The organism is Hoyosella rhizosphaerae (assembly GCF_014643175.1).
GTDB classification, from domain to species: domain Bacteria; phylum Actinomycetota; class Actinomycetes; order Mycobacteriales; family Mycobacteriaceae; genus Lolliginicoccus; species Lolliginicoccus rhizosphaerae.
In genome coordinates, this window is sequence record NZ_BMJH01000002.1 from 633,552 (window position 1) to 650,407 (window position 16,856).

Here is a 16,856-nt window from a genome sequence, read left to right on the forward strand (position 1 = left end):
ACGCAGGATTTTTTGGAGGGAGCAGAGATGGCGGCGATGAAGCCCCGGACTGGTGACGGTCCTCTCGAGGCAACCAAGGAGGGGCGCGGAATCGTGATGCGTGTTCCGCTTGAAGGTGGAGGCCGATTAGTGGTGGAACTCACCCCGCAAGAAGCCGCAGATCTTGGTGTCGCGTTAACTGAGGTGACAACGTAACGCTGGTGACGCAGGCGAAAATCTCTATCATCATTACTAGCCCTGTGCGCGTCGATGCCCATGTACTCCGTGGTGTCGCCATGCACAGGGCTTGATTGCTACGAAGAGCACTCTTTTGGAGAAGCGCAATGCCTGAGAACTTGGCTCACCGTCCGGCGGCGATGCCGACCCCCGTAATCCCGACTCCCGTCAGTTCAGTAGTTGTCGGCACGTCCGGGGTTGGCGCTTCCGGGGTCGCACGCGATGCCGAATCGTCCGGAACGGCGGGGTCCGTCGCGGTTGTCGTCCGCGCAACTGACGACTCCGTCCCTGTGGCGGTGTTATCGGGGCCAGCGGGTTCCGCATGGACGCTTTATGTGGATGACGCGACCGCAGGCGATGCGGAAAATGGCCACCGCCGTTGGCGGAAAGCGGGCGCTGACCTAGCTCGACGGGCCCGTGATCTGCGCAAACCACTCGCCATCGAGGAAGTGGTGGTGCATTTGCCTATCGGCTTCTCCGCTGACGAGGCCACCGCGTTCGCTATTGGTGTGGTGGCTGGTTCGAACCAGTTTCGCCTAACCAACCGCGACGAAAGCGAACCCGTCCCCAGAGTTGTTCTCGTCGCGGCAGATGGTCCATCGGCGGAGTTTCAGGAGGCCGTTGCCCGCGGTAACGCACTCGGCAACGCGACAGTACTTGCGCGCGACCTCGCTAACCTGCCGTCCAACCTCAAACCACCGAGGTTGCTCGCCGAATACATTCGTGGCGCTCTCTCGATGAAGCCTGGCCTGACGGTAACTGTGCGTGACGAACAGTGGTTGCGCGACCACGGATTTGGTGGCGTCCTCGCAGTTGGTGGTGGTTCGGCTGAACCGCCGCGCCTAATCGAAATGTCGTGGCAACCAAACGCGAGCTCAGCGGCCGCTGACGAGCACATAGTTCTAGTCGGCAAAGGCATAACTTTTGATACTGGCGGGATTTCGGTAAAGCCAGCGCTAAACATGCACCTCATGAAAACAGATATGGCGGGTTCGGCTGCTGTCGTGGGCGCGATGGCCGCGATCGCCGACCTGGGATTGCCTGTTCGCGTCACCGCATTGATTCCGTCAGCAGAAAACATGCTGTCGGATTCCGCCTATCGCCCAGGAGATGTCGTTACCCACTACGGCGGTATTACCTCAGAGGTGACGAACACTGACGCTGAGGGCCGCATGGTGCTCGCAGATGCTCTGGCGTATGCCACCGAAACTCTCGACCCGACGCTCATCGTTGATGTCGCAACCCTTACCGGCGCCATGAAGATCGCGCTCGGTATGCGAACAGGTGCGATATTCACCGACGACAGCGTCCTCGCTCACACCATTCAGAGCTCTGGGGCATCTGTCGGCGAACAATGGTGGCAACTTCCATTGAGCTCCGAATACGCTGACGCCGTCAAGTCAGATATCGCCGACATTCGGCAGGCCCCATCTGGGCCAGGTGCCATCACTGCAGCGCTGTTCCTCCAGCAATTTGTTCGCAACGCGAGGTGGGCACACCTTGATATTGCCGGGCCAGCACGGAGTGAAGAAACCTACGACGAAGTGAACCCCGTCGCGTCCGGGTTCAGCGCCCGCACACTCGCCGTGCTTGTGGAAACCCTGGCGTCCACGGCGTAGCTGACCGATGATCGATCACATAGTTCAATACCTGCAATGTCCGCACTGTTCTGAACCGCTTAGTCGGCGCGACAGTTCGTTAGAGTGCGGGTCCCGACATGCGTTCGATATCGCGAAACAGGGATACGTGTCGCTAATCCGGCATAGTTCCCGCAAATTTAGCGGCGACACAGCGGAGATGATTGCCGCGCGCGGTGAACTGTTTGCCAGTGGTCACTACGCACCGATCCAGGAGGCGGTTTCGAACGCCGCCACACATCATGTATCTAGCTCAGTGGCGGCACCCGTTGTCGCGGACATCGGCGCTGGCTCGGGCGACTATCTTCGCCCAATACTCGACAGCCTGCCCGGAGCTACCGGAATCGGGCTAGATGTCTCAAAACCCGCGGCCCGGCGCTTAAGCCGTGCTCACCCGAGAGTAGGTGCAGTTGTCGCAGACGTCTGGGATAGCCTGCCCATTCGTGACAACACGGTCGATATCGCACTGTCTGTCTTTGCACCTCGGAATGTCGCAGAGACTGCCCGCATTCTCGTGCCACAAGGTAAATGGATCATCGTGACACCCCGCCACGATCACCTGCGTGAGCTCACCATGATCGAAGGTGTCGTCACAGTCGACGGCCGCAAACAACAACGCTTGGCAGACACCCTCAAGGCACAGTTTGAGCAAGTGGAGACGACGGCAGTCGAAGAGCGGCTCACACTCACACTGCACGACGCTGAACTACTCCTAGCGATGGGGCCGACCGCGCACCACCTCGACGCTAGCGAACGTCGCACTGCGATAAGCGATGCCATGGCTGCAGCGGGCTCAGAGGCCAATCTCGACATTACGCTCGCAGTCGACATCAGCGTGTTTGTGACAGCATCATGATCTTGGTGTCAGATCAGCATTCGAATGGCACTCGTGCGCTGTCAAGGATAGGTTTAGAGATGTGAGGAGTCAGCCGCACGTATTAGGGATTGTGCTCGCCGGGGGCGAAGGAAAACGTCTCTACCCAATGACCGCAGATAGGGCTAAGCCTGCGGTGCCATTTGGGGGTGCATACCGGCTCATCGATTTCGTGCTCAGCAACCTCGTGAACGCTGGATACTTGAAGATCTGTGTTCTTACACAATACAAATCGCACTCACTCGACCGGCATATCTCCCAAAACTGGCGCCTGTCTGGTCTTGCGGGGGAGTACATCACCCCAGTTCCGGCTCAGCAGCGCCTCGGCCCGCGCTGGTACACCGGGAGTGCGGACGCAATCTTCCAGTCCCTAAACCTCGTGTTTGACGAAGACCCCGAGTACATCGTGGTGTTTGGTGCTGACCACGTGTACCGGATGGATCCGGAACAGATGGTGGCGCACCACATCGAAGTCGGAGCGAGCGCCACCGTGGCGGGTATTCGTGTTCCGCGCAGTGAAGCAACGGCATTTGGCTGCATTGATGCCGACGACGACGGAAAAATCACCCGATTCCTCGAGAAGCCACTGAATCCGCCGGGCACACCAGACGACCCTGACATGACGTTTGCATCCATGGGCAACTATGTGTTCACCACGAAAGCGCTCATCGAAGCATTGCGTGAAGATGCCGCTGACGCCGATTCGGATCATGACATGGGTGGCGACATCATCCCCATGTTCGTAAAGCGCGGCGAGGCCGCCGTTTACGACTTCAACGACAACCATGTACCAGGGGCGACTGAACGCGACCGTGGCTACTGGCGGGATGTCGGCACCATTGACGCTTTCTACGATGCGCACATGGATCTTGTGTCACCGCAGCCTGTTTTCAACTTGTACAACCGGCGGTGGCCGATTCGTGGCGCTGCGGAAAACTTGGCACCCGCAAAATTTGTGGAAGGCGGAATCGCGCAAGAGTCCGTCGTCGGCGCAGGAAGTGTCATCTCCGGCTCTGTTGTTCGCCAGTCAGTGCTCAGCTCTAATGTCATCGTCAGTGCCGGTGCAACTGTCGAAGGCAGCGTATTAATGCCGGGCGTGCGTATCGGACGCGGAGCCATCGTTCGGCGCGCAATCCTCGACAAGAACGTCGTAGTCGGGGAAGGCGCGATGATTGGCGTTGATCATGAGCGCGACCAAGAACGCTTCGCCATCAGCGCCGAAGGCATTGTGTCGGTAGGTAAAGGCGTGTGGGTTTAGCTACTCACTAATTTAGCTGTTCACTGCATTACGCAAAGCGCAGATAATTCCTTCACCGAGCGGGATGAGAATCTCAGTCAGTGACTCATCGTCGCGAATGAGCTGAGCTGCTTCCCGTGCGCTAATAGCAACGGTGTCTTGCTGGCTGGGGTCACCAACACGACCGCCCAGCATTGCGGCATTGAGGATCAAGACACCGCCGGGGCGGAGAAGCCGCACGCTGGCGCTGACATATTGCGGCTGGTCGATGACGTTTCCATCAACAAAAACGATGTCGTATGAAGAATCGGCGAGTCGTGGCAAGACGTCGAGTGCCCGCCCGTTGATCAACCGGGTCCGCGTCGATGCGATAGTGGCGTCACGGAAAGCGCGTCGCGCAGCGCGCAAGTGCTCGGTGTCGGTATCCATTGTTGTCAAAACACCGTCGCTGGCCATGCCCCGCAACAGGTAGAGCCCGCTCACACCGGCACCAGTCCCGATTTCGACGACTGCCCGAGCGTTAAGAGTCTTCGCTAGAAACGTCAACACGGAACCAACCGCGGGCGTTATGGCGCGGGCACCTAAGTCGTCAGACTGTTCACGGACAGCCTGAACGGCATCATCCTCCACCACAGAATATTCGGCATGTGAGAGCATCAGGTCGGCGTTGGCAAGCACAACATCGAGGTTATCCTCCTGTTGCTGCTCTTCAACGTACGGCACGCGGAAATCGCTCAATGGATTTGCATCATTCTCAGCAGATGCTCAGCGCGGTCATAGTCGTTGCACATTCGCATCAGTAACAGTAGGAGTGCACAGAAGTACACCGGCTAGCATTGGAATAAATTGTCGGCCACAGAGGTTACCGGTGGTAGTAGCAGTCCAACGCGAGTGAGCGGCAGTTTTTACGGGGAGGCGGCACACGACTTGATGCGCTTTTTGGGTTCTGGGGCTAGCAACTCTCGTCATATCGAAGAGAGTGCCGCAGAAGTATTCGCAAAGAATGCGGCAGACTTAGGCATCACCACGGAAGATGGTGTGCCGACGACAGGCACGGGTGCGTTCGATGCAACCGACGGTGCCGCGCCTATGCCCAGCTGGGATGAACTTGTTCGCGAGCATGCCGATAGGGTGTACCGGCTCGCATATCGTCTGTCAGGCAACGCACACGACGCGGAAGACCTAACGCAAGAAACATTCATCCGTGTATTCCGCTCGCTGTCGTCCTACCAGCCCGGAACCTTCGAAGGCTGGCTGCATCGCATCACAACAAACCTGTTCCTCGACATGGTGCGTCGACGGAGTCGGATCCGGATGGAATCGCTGCCGGAAGACTATGACCGCGTACCGTCCGACACCCCCGATCCCGAGCAGATTTTCCACGACGCGCGCCTCGATCCACATTTGCAGCGTGCACTCGACACCCTTGCGCCGGAATACCGCGCCGCGGTCGTACTCTGCGACGTGGAGGGCTTGTCGTATGAGGAGATCGCTTCAACCCTTGGAGTCAAGCTGGGCACTGTTCGCAGCCGTATCCACCGCGGTCGGCAAGCGCTCCGTGGAAGCTTGAAAGACATGGGTGTGCTGGACGCGGCTGGTTTGGAACCCACGTTTATCTAGGCTGTGCTGACGTAGCATTCGGTAGCTTGTTGGGGCGCAAACATGCTGGTAAGTGACCACGGAGGGTCCACCCGGTAGACTGACTTCGCGCAAAGTTGCTGTGTTTGGCGTAGCGTGGGATTGGGAAACGACAGCTGTTGGGGAGGTGTAGTGATGGCATCGGGCAGCATGCCGCGGCGCATGCTTGGTTGGCGAATACCATCAATCGCGATGTGGAGTGGTCTCCCTTTGGGTTCGTTGCATCGCCGGTCCGGCGTGAATCCACACATGAGTTCCACTGTGATAACTGGTCAGTTTCTGCCCCCAGGTCCGGCTAGACGAACATTCCCGTCAACCGAACACCTGTCGCTCGAAGCTGTGGCTGCCTACGTCGACGGTGAAATGCCACTGACCCCCTACCTCCGGGCAAGCACCCATCTGTCACATTGCCCAGAATGCCGTGACCAAATCCAGGCACAGATGCAGGCTCGTGCAGCGCTACGAAACTCGTCGTCGGTGGGAGCACCAGAGTCGTTGCTGACGATGTTGTCCCAGATCCCCAGCAGTGACGCTCGCTGTGATGGCCCCGGGTTTCCACTTGCCTCACCTTCCCCGCACCGAAAGCAGCGGAAGCGTCAGTGAGCCCACACGCATCTGACTCGACTGAACCTCACTACACGCCACCACGGCTGTCACCCAAACCGATTTCTAAACCACAGGTGAGCCCTGATGCTGCGCGAGCTTTTGGTCGTCCGGCAGGGTTGGACGGACCATTCTCGCCCGCCACCCACCGGGCCGCTAGCGACCGGGGCGAAGACGATCGCCACATCACGGTGCAGCGACCTGACCCGATTCTTGCTGAAGCCTTTGGTCGACCTGACGGCAGCGACGGGGGGCTTCAACGGTCACCCGAGAAACCAACGCCCCATCGTGGGGGACCAGGCGCACCGGCTGATCCTTGGCGTGATCCCTCGTCAACAGTGGCGCTCGGTGGGCCCGCCGAAGAGAAGCCAGATCCGGATTCCCCTCCTGAACAGCCGCTACGCAAGCTCACGACCCGTGAGATTTTGTTCGGTAAACGAGTGGAACGGCGAGCGCTCGCCACACTAACGGTCATCGCCCTGGTCGTGGGTTTGGCAGGTGGCCTCATTGGGCGAATTACGGCAGAAGTGTACGAGTCTCGGACGAGCAGTCGGGTCACCGTCGGACAAGTGTCCTCAGACAATACGGATCCGCGTGGGCCTGTGGCCGCGGTTGCAAACGCAGTCACACCGTCGGTCGTGTCCGTGCGTGTCCGCGTCGGTAACCAGGCGTCAACAGGATCCGGCGTGGTGATCGATGAAGAAGGTTTCATCGTGACCAACAATCACGTCGTCTCCCTCGGTGCCCGAACTGGTGACGCTGAAATTGAAATCCTCTTTTTCGATGGCACACGCGCCTCAGCGAACATCGTCGGCCGTGACACGCGAACTGACCTCGCGGTGCTTCGAACATCTGCAGACAACCTCACAGTCGCTGAGTTTGGCGAATCCAGCGAGGTGCAAGTTGGCGAGGAAGTCATCGCTATCGGTGCACCACTCGGATTGGACCGAACGGTGACCAGAGGAATCGTAAGTGCGCTCAACAGGCCAGTGCCGCTGTCTGGTCCCGGCACCGACACTGATGGCGTGATTGACGCCATCCAAACTGACGCTTCAATCAATCCAGGTAATTCGGGTGGCCCACTTGTTGATCTGCAGGGGCGGATCATCGGAATTAACACTGCGATCCAGTCAGGCACAGGCGGATCAATCGGCCTTGGGTTCGCAATCCCTTCCGACACAGTTGTTTCGATTATTCAGCAACTTATTCGCCAGGGCAGTGCCGAACATGCAGGTATCGGAGTCACAGCGCGCACCGTGGTCAACGAAGCTGTGGCCGGGGCGCAAATCGCGAACGTCAACGCAGGTAGCCCAGCAGAAGCTGCGGGTATCAGAGAAGGCGATGTTGTAGTGCAGGTCGGTGACCGTGAGGTCTTCAGCGCCGATGAGCTCACCGTCGCTGTGGGTGCGTTGAGGGCCGATGAACCGGTTACCTTACGCGTCATCAGAGAAGGCCGGTCTGTCGAAATTGAAGTCACACCCCGCATACTGCCGTGACAATCGTGCAGATTCACAAAAGAAACGTAGGCTATAGGCGTGTTCAGTAACATCGGTTGGGGAGAAATCTTCATCCTCATGGTCGCCGCGTTAGTTATTTTGGGTCCCGAACGACTACCCGGGGCCGCCACATGGATGGCTAAATCAGTGCGGCAGGCTCGCGACTACGTCAGCGGCGCCAGCAACCAGTTGCGCGAGGAATTTGGCACGGACCTCGACGACTTCCGTAAGCCCCTGTCGGAGCTGCGGCAACTGCGCAATTTGTCGCCGCGCGCAGCAATAACAAAGCATCTGCTTGACGGTGACGATTCATTCCTTACCGGAAACTTCGACGATGAGCGGAAGCCTGGCAGTTCGACCTCCAGTGGGGGGTCGTCCCGGGCGGAGATGAATCCGGAGCGGATGCCGCTTGGCATGGACGAGAAACCGCCCATCGACCCAGATGCGACCTGATCCAGACGTGACCTGATTCAGACGCGACCTGACACTTAACGACCGAAGGGGCACCGCATGAATGGCGACGGCAACAACCGGATACACATTATTTGGGCAGTCCTCGTATCGCTCGTCGTGGTGCTGTCCGTGCTGTCATTCTTCGTCAATAACTAGCGGTCAGCACCACGCGAGCACAGATCTGCTCGATGAGTGCTACTTGAGGTGCCGGGTGGTATCAATTCCGAGAGACATCCCGGCGAGCCCACGCTGACGAACAGCGAGTTTGTCCGCGACCTCTCGCAGTGCAGTTCCTGCCGCCGAATCGGGGTGGGACAGCACAATTGGAACTCCCGAGTCTCCGCCTTCGCGGATGATCGGGTCGAGAGGAATCTGACCCAGCAGGGGCACAGACGCTCCGATGGACTTGGTGAGTCGGTCCGCAACAATCTGACCACCACCAGAACCGAATACATCCATGCGTGTGCCGTCAGCAAGCTCAAGCCACGACATGTTCTCAATGACTCCGGCAACCTTCTGCCGAGTCTGCAACGCAATCGCACCCGCACGCTCAGCGACCTCAGCGGCTGCCTGTTGTGGCGTTGTCACCACAAGGATCTCAGCGGTGGGGATGAGTTGAGCGACGGAAATTGCGATGTCACCGGTGCCTGGTGGCAAGTCGAGAAGAAGGATGTCGAGATCGCCCCAGAAGACGTCCGCGAGGAATTGCTGTAGAGCGCGATGCAGCATCGGCCCACGCCACACGACGGGAACATTGCCGGTCGTGAATTGCGCGATGGAGATCAGTTTGACCTCATGCGAAATCGGCGGGAGGATCATCCGCTCAACCTGTGTCGGTTTCGAATCGGTGCCGAGCATACGAGGTATGGAATGCCCGTAAATATCTGCGTCAAGGACGCCCACAGACAGGCCTCGTGCCGCGAGAGCTGCCGCAAGGTTAACGGTGACGCTCGACTTGCCTACGCCACCCTTGCCGGATGCAACAGCGTAAACACGGGTCATCGACCCTGGCTGAGCAAAGGGGATGACAGGTTCGCCGGAGTCGCCGCGAAGCTTTTTGCGAAGCTCTGTGCGCTGCTCGTCGCTCATCACGTCCAACTCGACGGTGACATTGCGGACACCATCGACATCAGCGGCGGCGGTTGAGACGCTCGTCTGGATCTCACTGCGCATCGGACACGACGACACCGTGAGGTACACCGTGATAGCGACGTCGCCGTCAGCGGACACGTCGATGCTTTTCACCATGCCGAGCTCGGTGATGGGTTTTCTTATTTCAGGATCCTGCACACGAGACAGTGCGGTGCGGATAGCTGATTCAGTTGGTGCAGACATCACACATGATCATATGCCCTAGTCGAGTGGGGGACTAATCCCACCCAACTAGGGCATACGTAACAAGATCAAACTGTGCTGATATCAGAACGGCAGACGGAACTCCGGAAGCCCAGGAATCAGCGGTGGTGGAGGCTCTGCACCTTCAGGGGGCGGAGGTGGCGGGCAGAAGATCACACACGGCAGGTTCGGCGGTGGAGGGAGGAGGTCGGCGAGGTCGTCGAGCGGGGTGCGCTGTTGCTCTTGCTCGTCAATCGCATCCTCGTCGAGGTCGTCCTCGTCATCACCACGTTGTGCGAGAAGTTCGGCTGCCAAGGTGCTAGCTGCGTCATCAGTCGCGCTGCCGGAAGAAGGCGGTGCTGGGATCTCCCATGGGAGTGCGCCTGCGGCAGGAAGTTCGCTTGGTGTAGGTAGAACACCAGTGGCGTAGGCCGTCGCCCAGTTCCGCACGTTGTGTAGGTACGACCGTGACTGGTTGTACCGCAGAACAGCCCGCTCAAGATTGGCTGGATCGCTCAGGTCACCACCGGCGTCACAGAGATACCGGGCGGCGGCAAGCGAGGCGTCGTAGACATTGTGCGGGTCAGATACGCCATCACCGTTACCGTCGGATGCATACATCGCCCAGGTGCTGGGGATGAACTGCATAGGGCCGACTGCCCTGTCGAAGTCGGGGTCACCGTCGATTTGTCCGCCATCGGTGTCGCGGATGACCGCTGTTCCGGGAGTAGTGCCGTCGAGCCTCGGACCAAGAATGGGGCGGAGGGTTCGACCGTTGACGTCAACTGCGCCGTTACTGGCGTGACCTGATTCGACGCGGCCAATACCTGCGAGCAAGGTCCACGACAGGTTGCAACCTGCGCGCTGCTCGGCCATTGTCGCGGCTGCGCGCTTGTAGGCATCAACCATGACGGCGGGAACCGCAAACGCCCCGAGGTTCACCGTGACGTTCTCTAGCGCAGATCCGATGGCATGTTCGAGATTGGTGCGCACCTCGTCTGGGTCTAGACCCGCAGCGCGTGCAAGGTCGTCCGCCTCCATTGTGCGGGTGCTCCGCATCGCGGTAGGCGAACGCAACTCAGGAGTGACCATGCCGATCGTGGACACTTCATTCGTTGATGTTGCTGCGTGCCGGATACTCACGTCTTGCGTCTGTGCGTGCACTGCTTCGGCAGCACTATCGGAGTGCTCCAGATCAGTGGCGGCAGCAACCCCAAAGAGACCTGCGGGGAGGAGAGCAGCCAAAGCGAGAATACTTGTGGGACGCTGTCCGGGCTTTGCTGGGCGTGACCCGGGGCGGCGTGTCTTCGGCACTGGCGTTTACCTCACCTTCGTCGTTAAAACGTGACTAACTTTACATACTTGTTGCCATTCTTTGCGCGCCGAATACACATAAGAATTCCGTGGGGCGTCAAACTCTCAGGAACGGACGGGTACCGACGCGATAGAAGGGGCGAGAATGAATCAGGGTTCTGGGGCGTCGAGGAGGACTGTTCTTGCAGTTCCGGGCAGTAATCCGCGGATGATTGCGAAGGCTCAATCCTTGCCGTGCGATGCTGTTTTTCTCGATTTGGAGGATGCGGTGGCACTAGGCGCGAAGGAGCAAGCGCGACACCACGTCATTGCTGGATTGTTATCTGAGGGGTGGGATGACTGCATTCGTACGGTTCGGGTTAACAGTTGGGCGACCCCGTGGACGCATGTCGACGTCATCGAGATTGTTGCAGGAGCAGGTGCTCGGCTCGATGCCATCGTGCTACCGAAGGTGGAGCACCCCAGCCATGTTCACGCCCTCGATTTGCTGTTAACACAACTTGAAGCGCTGCATCAGCTTGAGCCAGGCGGAATCGGTATCGAGGCGCAGATTGAATCCGCTTCGGCCCTACGCCACATCAATGACATTGCCGCGGCCAGCCCGCGGTTGCAATCGTTGGTGCTTGGCCCTGCGGACTTGATGGCGAACCTTGGGATTCGGAGTCTCCGCGTCGGCGAGCAGCCGGACGGCTATGCGCCCGGAGATGCCTACCACCACGCATTGATGACGATCCTTGTAGCTGCCCGCGCTCATGGTTTACAGGCCATCGACGGGCCCTATGTGGACGTCGCCGATCTTGAAGGTTTTCGGCGTTCGGCTGGTCGGACGGCTGCTCTTGGGTACGACGGGAAATGGGTGATCCACCCCAGCCAGATTGAGGCCGGAAACGGAATCTTTCAGCCGACCCAGGAGCAGTTTGACGCTGCGGAACGCTTACTTGAGGCGTATCACGTAAGCACATCCACCGACGGTGGGCTGCGTGGAGCAGTTCGGTATGGGGGAGAGATGATTGACGAGGCGAGCCGCGCATTGGCTGAGTCGATTGCCGCGAAAGGGCGCAGGGCAGGAATGCGGCGGCAGGGTTAGCTCGGCAAAGGGGTTCGGTGCGCGCGCCTCGCGTAACGTATCTGGTGTGCTGCTAATTCTCTTGCTGGGTGCTGTTGTTGGGTTGTTCGCGGGCGCTGGTTGGTCGCTCTGGGCGCCTAGTGTGCCGACGCTCGTGACCGAGCAAGGGCAAGCGACGATGCCGGGGGATAGCACTCTGTATTTCGATTCTGTCGCGTACTTCTTCGTGGTTTCCGTTATTGCGGGAGTAGTTCTGGGTATCGCGGTGTGGCGAATGTCCGCTCAACGTGGCCCTCGCGCGGTTGTGATGTTGACGGCAAGCGCGGGGCTTGGAGCGTGGATTGCTGCGCAGTTCGGCACGTTTTTGGTTGGGTTCCGCGCTGAGAATGCCATCGTGGATGACGATATTGCCATCATCTCCTTGGCGCCTGAGATGTCGCTATGGAACGTGTTGATCGTTCTTCCTATGGTGGCGGTGTTTGTGTACTTTGTTGCGGCAGGTGTTAGCGCCGACCCCGACTTGGGCGTGCGGCGAAATGCAGGCGCATCTGATGAGCGAGGAAGCTCCGATGCCGCACCTAATCCGCTGGCGGACGAAGTGCCGCGAATTCGTCTGTGACGCGGTACCGGGTATCGGTGAAGCGATACATTGCGGCGGGCCGCCCGCCGGTTTTCCCAGGCGGCGCCGTAGTGCCTGTCGGGGTGATTACTCGGCGTCGGCCGAGGACTCGCTGCAAGTTCGTGGCGTCGACGTGGTACCCCAAAGCGGCGCTGTAAATAGATTTGAGTGTCGATACGGTGAATTCGTGTGGGGCAAGCGCGAACCCAATGTTTGTGTAGGACAGCTTCGCCGCCAGGCGCGTGCGTGCGTGATCAACCACGATTCGGTGATCGAACGCCATTTCGGGTAGTCGCGCAACGGGATGCCATGCGGTGTCGGTAGGCAATTCGGGTTCTGCGGGGCAGGGAATTAAACCTAGGAAGGTTGACGCTATGACACGGTTGCCTGGAACGCGCTGGGGATCGCTGAAGACGGACAGTTGTTCGAGGTGCGTGAGTTCCTGAACGTCTACTTTTTGCGCGAGTTGGCGGCGCGCCGAGTCGGGTAAATCTTCGTCTGGTTCGAGGCGTCCGCCGGGGAGCGCCCATGTGCCTGACATGGGGTCGAGCGCGCGTTCCCACAGCAACACACACAACTCTGGGGTGTCCGAAGTGGCGCCACCATTGCGGTGAATAGGTTGAGGGCGCACTTGGAACACAGCTACCAGTACTTCGTGTGTGGTGCTAATATGGGACTTCACGTTTTCGATTGTAAGTCGAAAACCTGAGATTGGGTGCACGCCCCGCATTCCGATTCCAGAGACGACACCGAGTGAAAGCGCGGTGAAGCACCACTGTGAGGAGAACGGTCATGACGACCGCAGTAAAATCGCCGCTGTATTTGACGGACACCACATTGCGGCTACTCGGGGACCTGACCGACGGACCAGCTGGTTTCGACGGAATTGCTGCTACTCCAGAGTGGGCGCAAGAGGTTCGCCGTCTGGCGAGGGAGCGCAACGCAACAATTCTGGCGCACAACTATCAGTTGCCTGAGATCCAAGATGTCGCAGACCATGTCGGCGACTCGCTAGCGCTGTCACGAATCGCCGCAGAAGCAAGTGAGAGCACCATCGTGTTCTGCGGTGTCCACTTCATGGCAGAAACAGCAAAGATCCTGTCGCCCGAAAAAACTGTTCTCATTCCGGATCAGCGTGCGGGTTGCTCGCTCGCCGACTCAATCACAGCCGACGACCTTCGCGAGTGGAAAGCGGACAATCCAGGTGCTGTTGTTGTCTCGTACGTCAACACCACAGCCGAAGTGAAGGCACTCACCGACATCTGCTGCACGTCTTCCAACGCCGTGGACGTGGTGAACTCGATTGATCCCGACAAGGACATCTTGTTCCTCCCGGACCAGTTCCTCGGGGCGCACGTCAAGCGCGTGACGGGACGCACAAACCTGCAAATTTGGGCCGGAGAATGTCACGTCCACGCCGGCATCAACGGGGACGAACTGGCCGAACAAGCCCGAACGCACCCTGATGCTGACCTATTCGTTCACCCTGAATGCGGCTGCGCTACCTCTGCGCTGTACCTCGCAGGTGAAGGAGCGGTCCCTGAAGACCGAGTAAAGATCCTCTCGACAGGTGGCATGCTCGACGCCGCACGCGCAACAGGGGCGAAGCAAGTGCTCGTTGCCACCGAGGTGGGCATGTTGCACCAACTTCGCCGGGCAGCGCCAAATGTTGACTTCCAGGCAGTGAATGACCGGGCGTCGTGCAAATACATGAAGATGATCACCGCTGGTGCACTGCTGCGAAGCCTTGTCGAAGGGGCCGACGAAGTGCACGTCGATCCTGAAACCGCAGCGGCTGGACGACTCTCTGTCCAACGAATGATCGCAATTGGTAGCTCTGGCGGAGGCGAGTAGTGAACCCCCGCAATGGGGGATCGGCACGAGACTGGGAGCGGCACGCTGACGTGGTAGTGGTGGGTGGCGGAATATCTGGTTATACCGCCGCCCTCACTGCTCAGGCACGAGGACTCCGCGTGCTTGTCGTCATCAAATCTGTAGTGGGCGACACAGCGACATCCCTCGCTCAAGGCGGGGTTGCAGTCGTGGATGGCAGTGTTCCCGCCGACAATGTGGCTGCGCACGTGGCGGACACCGTCACTGCCGGGGACGAGCTAGTTGATGGCGACACTGCGAGGGTGATCATTGGCGATGGCGCCGCAGCCATCGCGACTCTGCAAGCACGCGGTGCCGTGTTTGATCGTGGGCTAAGCAGTTTGAAACGCACCCGTGAAGGCGGGCACACGCACAGCCGAATCATCCACGCCGGTGGCGACGCGACAGGTGCAGAAATCCAACGGGCACTCAACACAGCGGCCCGCGAACTCCCAGTGCTCGAACACCACACAGTCCTAGCGCTGTGCACAACGGACGGCACCGTCAATGGCGTAGCGGTAGTCGACGCCGACGGCAATCGTGGGCTGATTCACGCCCCGGCAGTCGTTCTTGCAACGGGTGGGGCGGGGCAGCTGTATTCCGTCACTACCAACCCGGCGGGATCGACAGGTGACGGCGTTGCCCTCGCCCTTCGGGCAGGTGCCTCCATCGCCGATATGGAGTTCATGCAGTTCCACCCAACAATGCTGTTCACACCCCGTTCCTCCGGCACACGGCCACTCATTAGCGAAGCAGTTCGGGGCGAAGGTGCAGTGCTGGTTGACGCATACGGCAAACGCATCGCGTCACCGGACCCGCGCGGTGACCTAGCGTCACGAGACATCGTTGCTCGCGCCATTGCGACGCATATGCACCGCACCGGCACTGATCACGTCTATCTTGACGCCACCACGATTGACGGTTTCGCTGCACGTTTCCCAACAATCACCGCCTATTGTCGGGCCGAGGGGATTAACCCTCGAACGACGCCCATTCCGGTCGCGCCGGGAGCTCACTACCATTGCGGAGGCGTTGTTACTGATGCTTTCGGGCGAACAAATGTGCCTGGATTGTTCGCGATTGGTGAAGTCGCCCGAACCGGGCTGCACGGCGCAAACCGGCTCGCATCGAACAGTCTCCTCGAAGGTGCAGTGATGGGCGAGCGGGTTGTACAGCCCGTCTTTGAAGACATACTCATCCGGCCACGTTCCGAAGCTGGGTGGCAGTGCCCTCGCGAAACGCCTGCGTCACATCAGGTCTTGCAACGCATCATGAGCACTCACGTTGGTGTGGTGCGTGACAGCGAAGGGCTTGATCGCGCAGCGAACCTTGTCGCACAAGCCGAGATGCAGACTTTAGGCCGACAATCTTCATTTGCTGATCAAAACTTAACCCTCGTCGCAAAAGCCGTGATTGCGGCTGCGCAACTGCGTCGAGAAACGCGTGGTTGCCACACACGCCTAGACCACCCGTACCGTGATTCCGGTTTCGCGCGCAGCATTACCTTGACTATGCGCGACGGTAGTTTCACCACAGACGACATGGAGGCCCCAGTCCGTGCCTAAGACACCCTTCGCGCTCACCGAAGACGAACGAACCGTTGCGCTTCGCGTGGTGCGCACGGCGCTCGACGAAGACTTGCGGCTTGGCCCGGATATCACCACGCTAGCGACAGTCGCGGGCGACGCCTCCACCGAGGCGCAGGTCAGAACCCGAGTTCCGGGCGTCATCGCGGGCATTGAGATTGCCCGGATGGTCCTTGATGAAGTAATCGGTGCAAGCGAGTACACGATCACGCAGTCCGTTTCTGACGGCGACCGTGTCAGTGAAGGTGACGTCATCATCGCGCTTACCGCACCGACACGCGGGTTGCTCACCGCGGAACGAACGCTGCTGAATATTTTGTGTCACTTGTCAGGGATTGCCTCGGAGACGGCACGATGGGTGGACGCCATTGAGGGCACCTCAGCCAATATTCGTGACACTAGGAAAACCCTGCCTGGGCTCCGTGCGTTGCAAAAGTACGCTGTCCGGGTTGGTGGGGGAGTAAATCACCGCATGGCTCTGGGTGATGCCGCTTTGATCAAAGACAATCACGTTGCAGCTGCCGGGTCTATTACGGCGGCGCTTGACGCAGTCCGTACCCAGTATCCCGATGCGCCGTGCGAGGTTGAAGTTGATTCGCTTGAGCAACTTGACGACGTTTTGAAGGCTGGGGCCGAACTGGTTCTTCTAGACAACTTCCCGGTGTGGCAAACCCAAGTCGCTGTGCAGCGACGCAACGCCATAGCGCCGGAGACGAAGCTTGAGTCGTCGGGAGGACTGTCCATCGCAGTGGCTCGCGAATACGCTGCGACGGGCGTCGACTACCTTGCTATTGGGGCGCTGACGCATTCGGTTTCCGTGATGGATCTTGGCCTCGACATGGACTAGCAAGCGAGTCGTTTATCACAGCGGTTCGCGTGCGGGGGTGCTCACATTGCCCGGTTCACTGTC

General features: G+C 59.3%; 17 protein-coding genes. 13 read left to right on the forward strand and 4 right to left on the reverse strand.

The features are described 5' to 3' along the window. The first annotated feature begins 27 nt into the window (after nucleotides 1–27). From IEW73_RS11140 to glgC, 4 genes are all read left to right on the forward strand, one after another. Nucleotides 28–195, forward strand: coding sequence for a DUF3117 domain-containing protein (locus IEW73_RS11140; RefSeq protein WP_188674604.1), 168 nt, complete (start codon nucleotides 28–30; stop codon nucleotides 193–195). A 128-nt stretch (nucleotides 196–323) separates the two neighbouring features. Beyond that, nucleotides 324–1,835: a leucyl aminopeptidase family protein gene (locus tag IEW73_RS11145; RefSeq protein ID WP_229675934.1), complete on the forward strand. Its 1,512-nt coding sequence runs from the start codon at nucleotides 324–326 to the stop codon at nucleotides 1,833–1,835. A 7-nt stretch (nucleotides 1,836–1,842) separates the two neighbouring features. Beyond that, nucleotides 1,843–2,709, forward strand: a complete 867-nt coding sequence (locus IEW73_RS11150; RefSeq protein WP_188674608.1) for a putative RNA methyltransferase — start codon at nucleotides 1,843–1,845, stop codon at nucleotides 2,707–2,709. A 61-nt stretch (nucleotides 2,710–2,770) separates the two neighbouring features. Then, nucleotides 2,771–3,985 (forward strand): glucose-1-phosphate adenylyltransferase, encoded by a 1,215-nt coding sequence (gene glgC, locus IEW73_RS11155; protein ID WP_188674611.1) that lies wholly within the window; start codon nucleotides 2,771–2,773, stop codon nucleotides 3,983–3,985. 12 nt (nucleotides 3,986–3,997) lie between these two features. On the opposite strand, the gene IEW73_RS11160 is transcribed toward glgC, so the two are convergent. After that, entirely contained in the window at nucleotides 3,998–4,621 is a 624-nt protein-coding gene (locus tag IEW73_RS11160; RefSeq protein WP_188675143.1) for an O-methyltransferase, read from the reverse strand. Nucleotides 4,622–4,855: 234 nt separating this feature from the next. Here IEW73_RS11160 and sigE point away from each other — a divergent pair, with 234 nt between their 5' ends. The 4 genes from sigE to tatB all read left to right on the forward strand — a co-directional run bounded on the left by sigE (nucleotide 4,856) and on the right by tatB (nucleotide 8,154). Then, nucleotides 4,856–5,584, forward strand: a complete 729-nt coding sequence (gene sigE, locus IEW73_RS11165) for an RNA polymerase sigma factor SigE (RefSeq protein ID WP_229675936.1) — start codon at nucleotides 4,856–4,858, stop codon at nucleotides 5,582–5,584. Between the two features lie 153 nt (nucleotides 5,585–5,737). Next, nucleotides 5,738–6,205 (forward strand): anti-sigma factor family protein, encoded by a 468-nt coding sequence (locus IEW73_RS16660; protein ID WP_277395815.1) that lies wholly within the window; start codon nucleotides 5,738–5,740, stop codon nucleotides 6,203–6,205. Continuing rightward, nucleotides 6,202–7,701: a S1C family serine protease gene (locus IEW73_RS11175; protein ID WP_188674615.1), complete on the forward strand. Its 1,500-nt coding sequence runs from the start codon at nucleotides 6,202–6,204 to the stop codon at nucleotides 7,699–7,701. The genes IEW73_RS16660 and IEW73_RS11175 overlap by 4 nt, the downstream gene beginning before the upstream one ends. A 39-nt stretch (nucleotides 7,702–7,740) precedes the next feature. After that, nucleotides 7,741–8,154 carry a Sec-independent protein translocase protein TatB gene (gene tatB, locus IEW73_RS11180; protein ID WP_188674617.1) on the forward strand — a complete coding sequence of 138 codons (414 nt, stop codon included), beginning with the start codon at nucleotides 7,741–7,743 and terminating at the stop codon, nucleotides 8,152–8,154. A 195-nt stretch (nucleotides 8,155–8,349) separates the two neighbouring features. Here tatB and IEW73_RS11185 read toward each other — a convergent pair whose 3' ends face one another. Together IEW73_RS11185 and IEW73_RS11190 are read right to left on the reverse strand one after the other, a co-directional pair. Then, nucleotides 8,350–9,489 (reverse strand): Mrp/NBP35 family ATP-binding protein, encoded by a 1,140-nt coding sequence (locus IEW73_RS11185; RefSeq protein WP_188674621.1) that lies wholly within the window; start codon nucleotides 9,487–9,489, stop codon nucleotides 8,350–8,352. A gap of 84 nt (nucleotides 9,490–9,573) precedes the next feature. Then, nucleotides 9,574–10,803, reverse strand: a complete 1,230-nt coding sequence (locus tag IEW73_RS11190) for a lytic transglycosylase domain-containing protein (RefSeq protein WP_206050391.1) — start codon at nucleotides 10,801–10,803, stop codon at nucleotides 9,574–9,576. Between the two features lie 145 nt (nucleotides 10,804–10,948). Between IEW73_RS11190 and IEW73_RS11195 the strand changes: the two genes are divergently transcribed. Together IEW73_RS11195 and IEW73_RS11200 are read left to right on the forward strand one after the other, a co-directional pair. Then, nucleotides 10,949–11,890 carry an HpcH/HpaI aldolase/citrate lyase family protein gene (locus tag IEW73_RS11195; RefSeq protein WP_188674623.1) on the forward strand — a complete coding sequence of 314 codons (942 nt, stop codon included), beginning with the start codon at nucleotides 10,949–10,951 and terminating at the stop codon, nucleotides 11,888–11,890. A 46-nt stretch (nucleotides 11,891–11,936) separates the two neighbouring features. Then, nucleotides 11,937–12,488, forward strand: a complete 552-nt coding sequence (locus IEW73_RS11200; RefSeq protein ID WP_188674626.1) for a DUF2567 domain-containing protein — start codon at nucleotides 11,937–11,939, stop codon at nucleotides 12,486–12,488. Here the strand turns inward: IEW73_RS11200 and IEW73_RS11205 are convergent. Beyond that, nucleotides 12,448–13,170, reverse strand: a complete 723-nt coding sequence (locus IEW73_RS11205; protein ID WP_279345090.1) for an NUDIX hydrolase — start codon at nucleotides 13,168–13,170, stop codon at nucleotides 12,448–12,450. The two genes, IEW73_RS11200 and IEW73_RS11205, sit on opposite strands and share 41 nt — an antisense overlap. A 140-nt stretch (nucleotides 13,171–13,310) precedes the next feature. Between IEW73_RS11205 and nadA the strand changes: the two genes are divergently transcribed. Genes nadA through nadC form a run of 3 tightly spaced genes read left to right on the forward strand, consistent with a single transcriptional unit; the run spans nucleotide 13,311 to nucleotide 16,793 of the window. Further along, nucleotides 13,311–14,342, forward strand: a complete 1,032-nt coding sequence (nadA, locus tag IEW73_RS11210) for a quinolinate synthase NadA (RefSeq protein ID WP_372433586.1) — start codon at nucleotides 13,311–13,313, stop codon at nucleotides 14,340–14,342. Next, nucleotides 14,342–15,925 carry an L-aspartate oxidase gene (gene nadB, locus IEW73_RS11215; RefSeq protein WP_188674635.1) on the forward strand — a complete coding sequence of 528 codons (1,584 nt, stop codon included), beginning with the start codon at nucleotides 14,342–14,344 and terminating at the stop codon, nucleotides 15,923–15,925. The genes nadA and nadB overlap by 1 nt, the downstream gene beginning before the upstream one ends. Further along, the gene (nadC, locus tag IEW73_RS11220; protein ID WP_188674638.1) at nucleotides 15,918–16,793 is read left to right on the forward strand and encodes a carboxylating nicotinate-nucleotide diphosphorylase; all 876 of its coding nucleotides are present in this window, start codon (nucleotides 15,918–15,920) and stop codon (nucleotides 16,791–16,793) included. Before nadB ends, nadC begins: the two co-directional genes overlap by 8 nt. Nucleotides 16,794–16,856 lie beyond the last annotated feature (63 nt).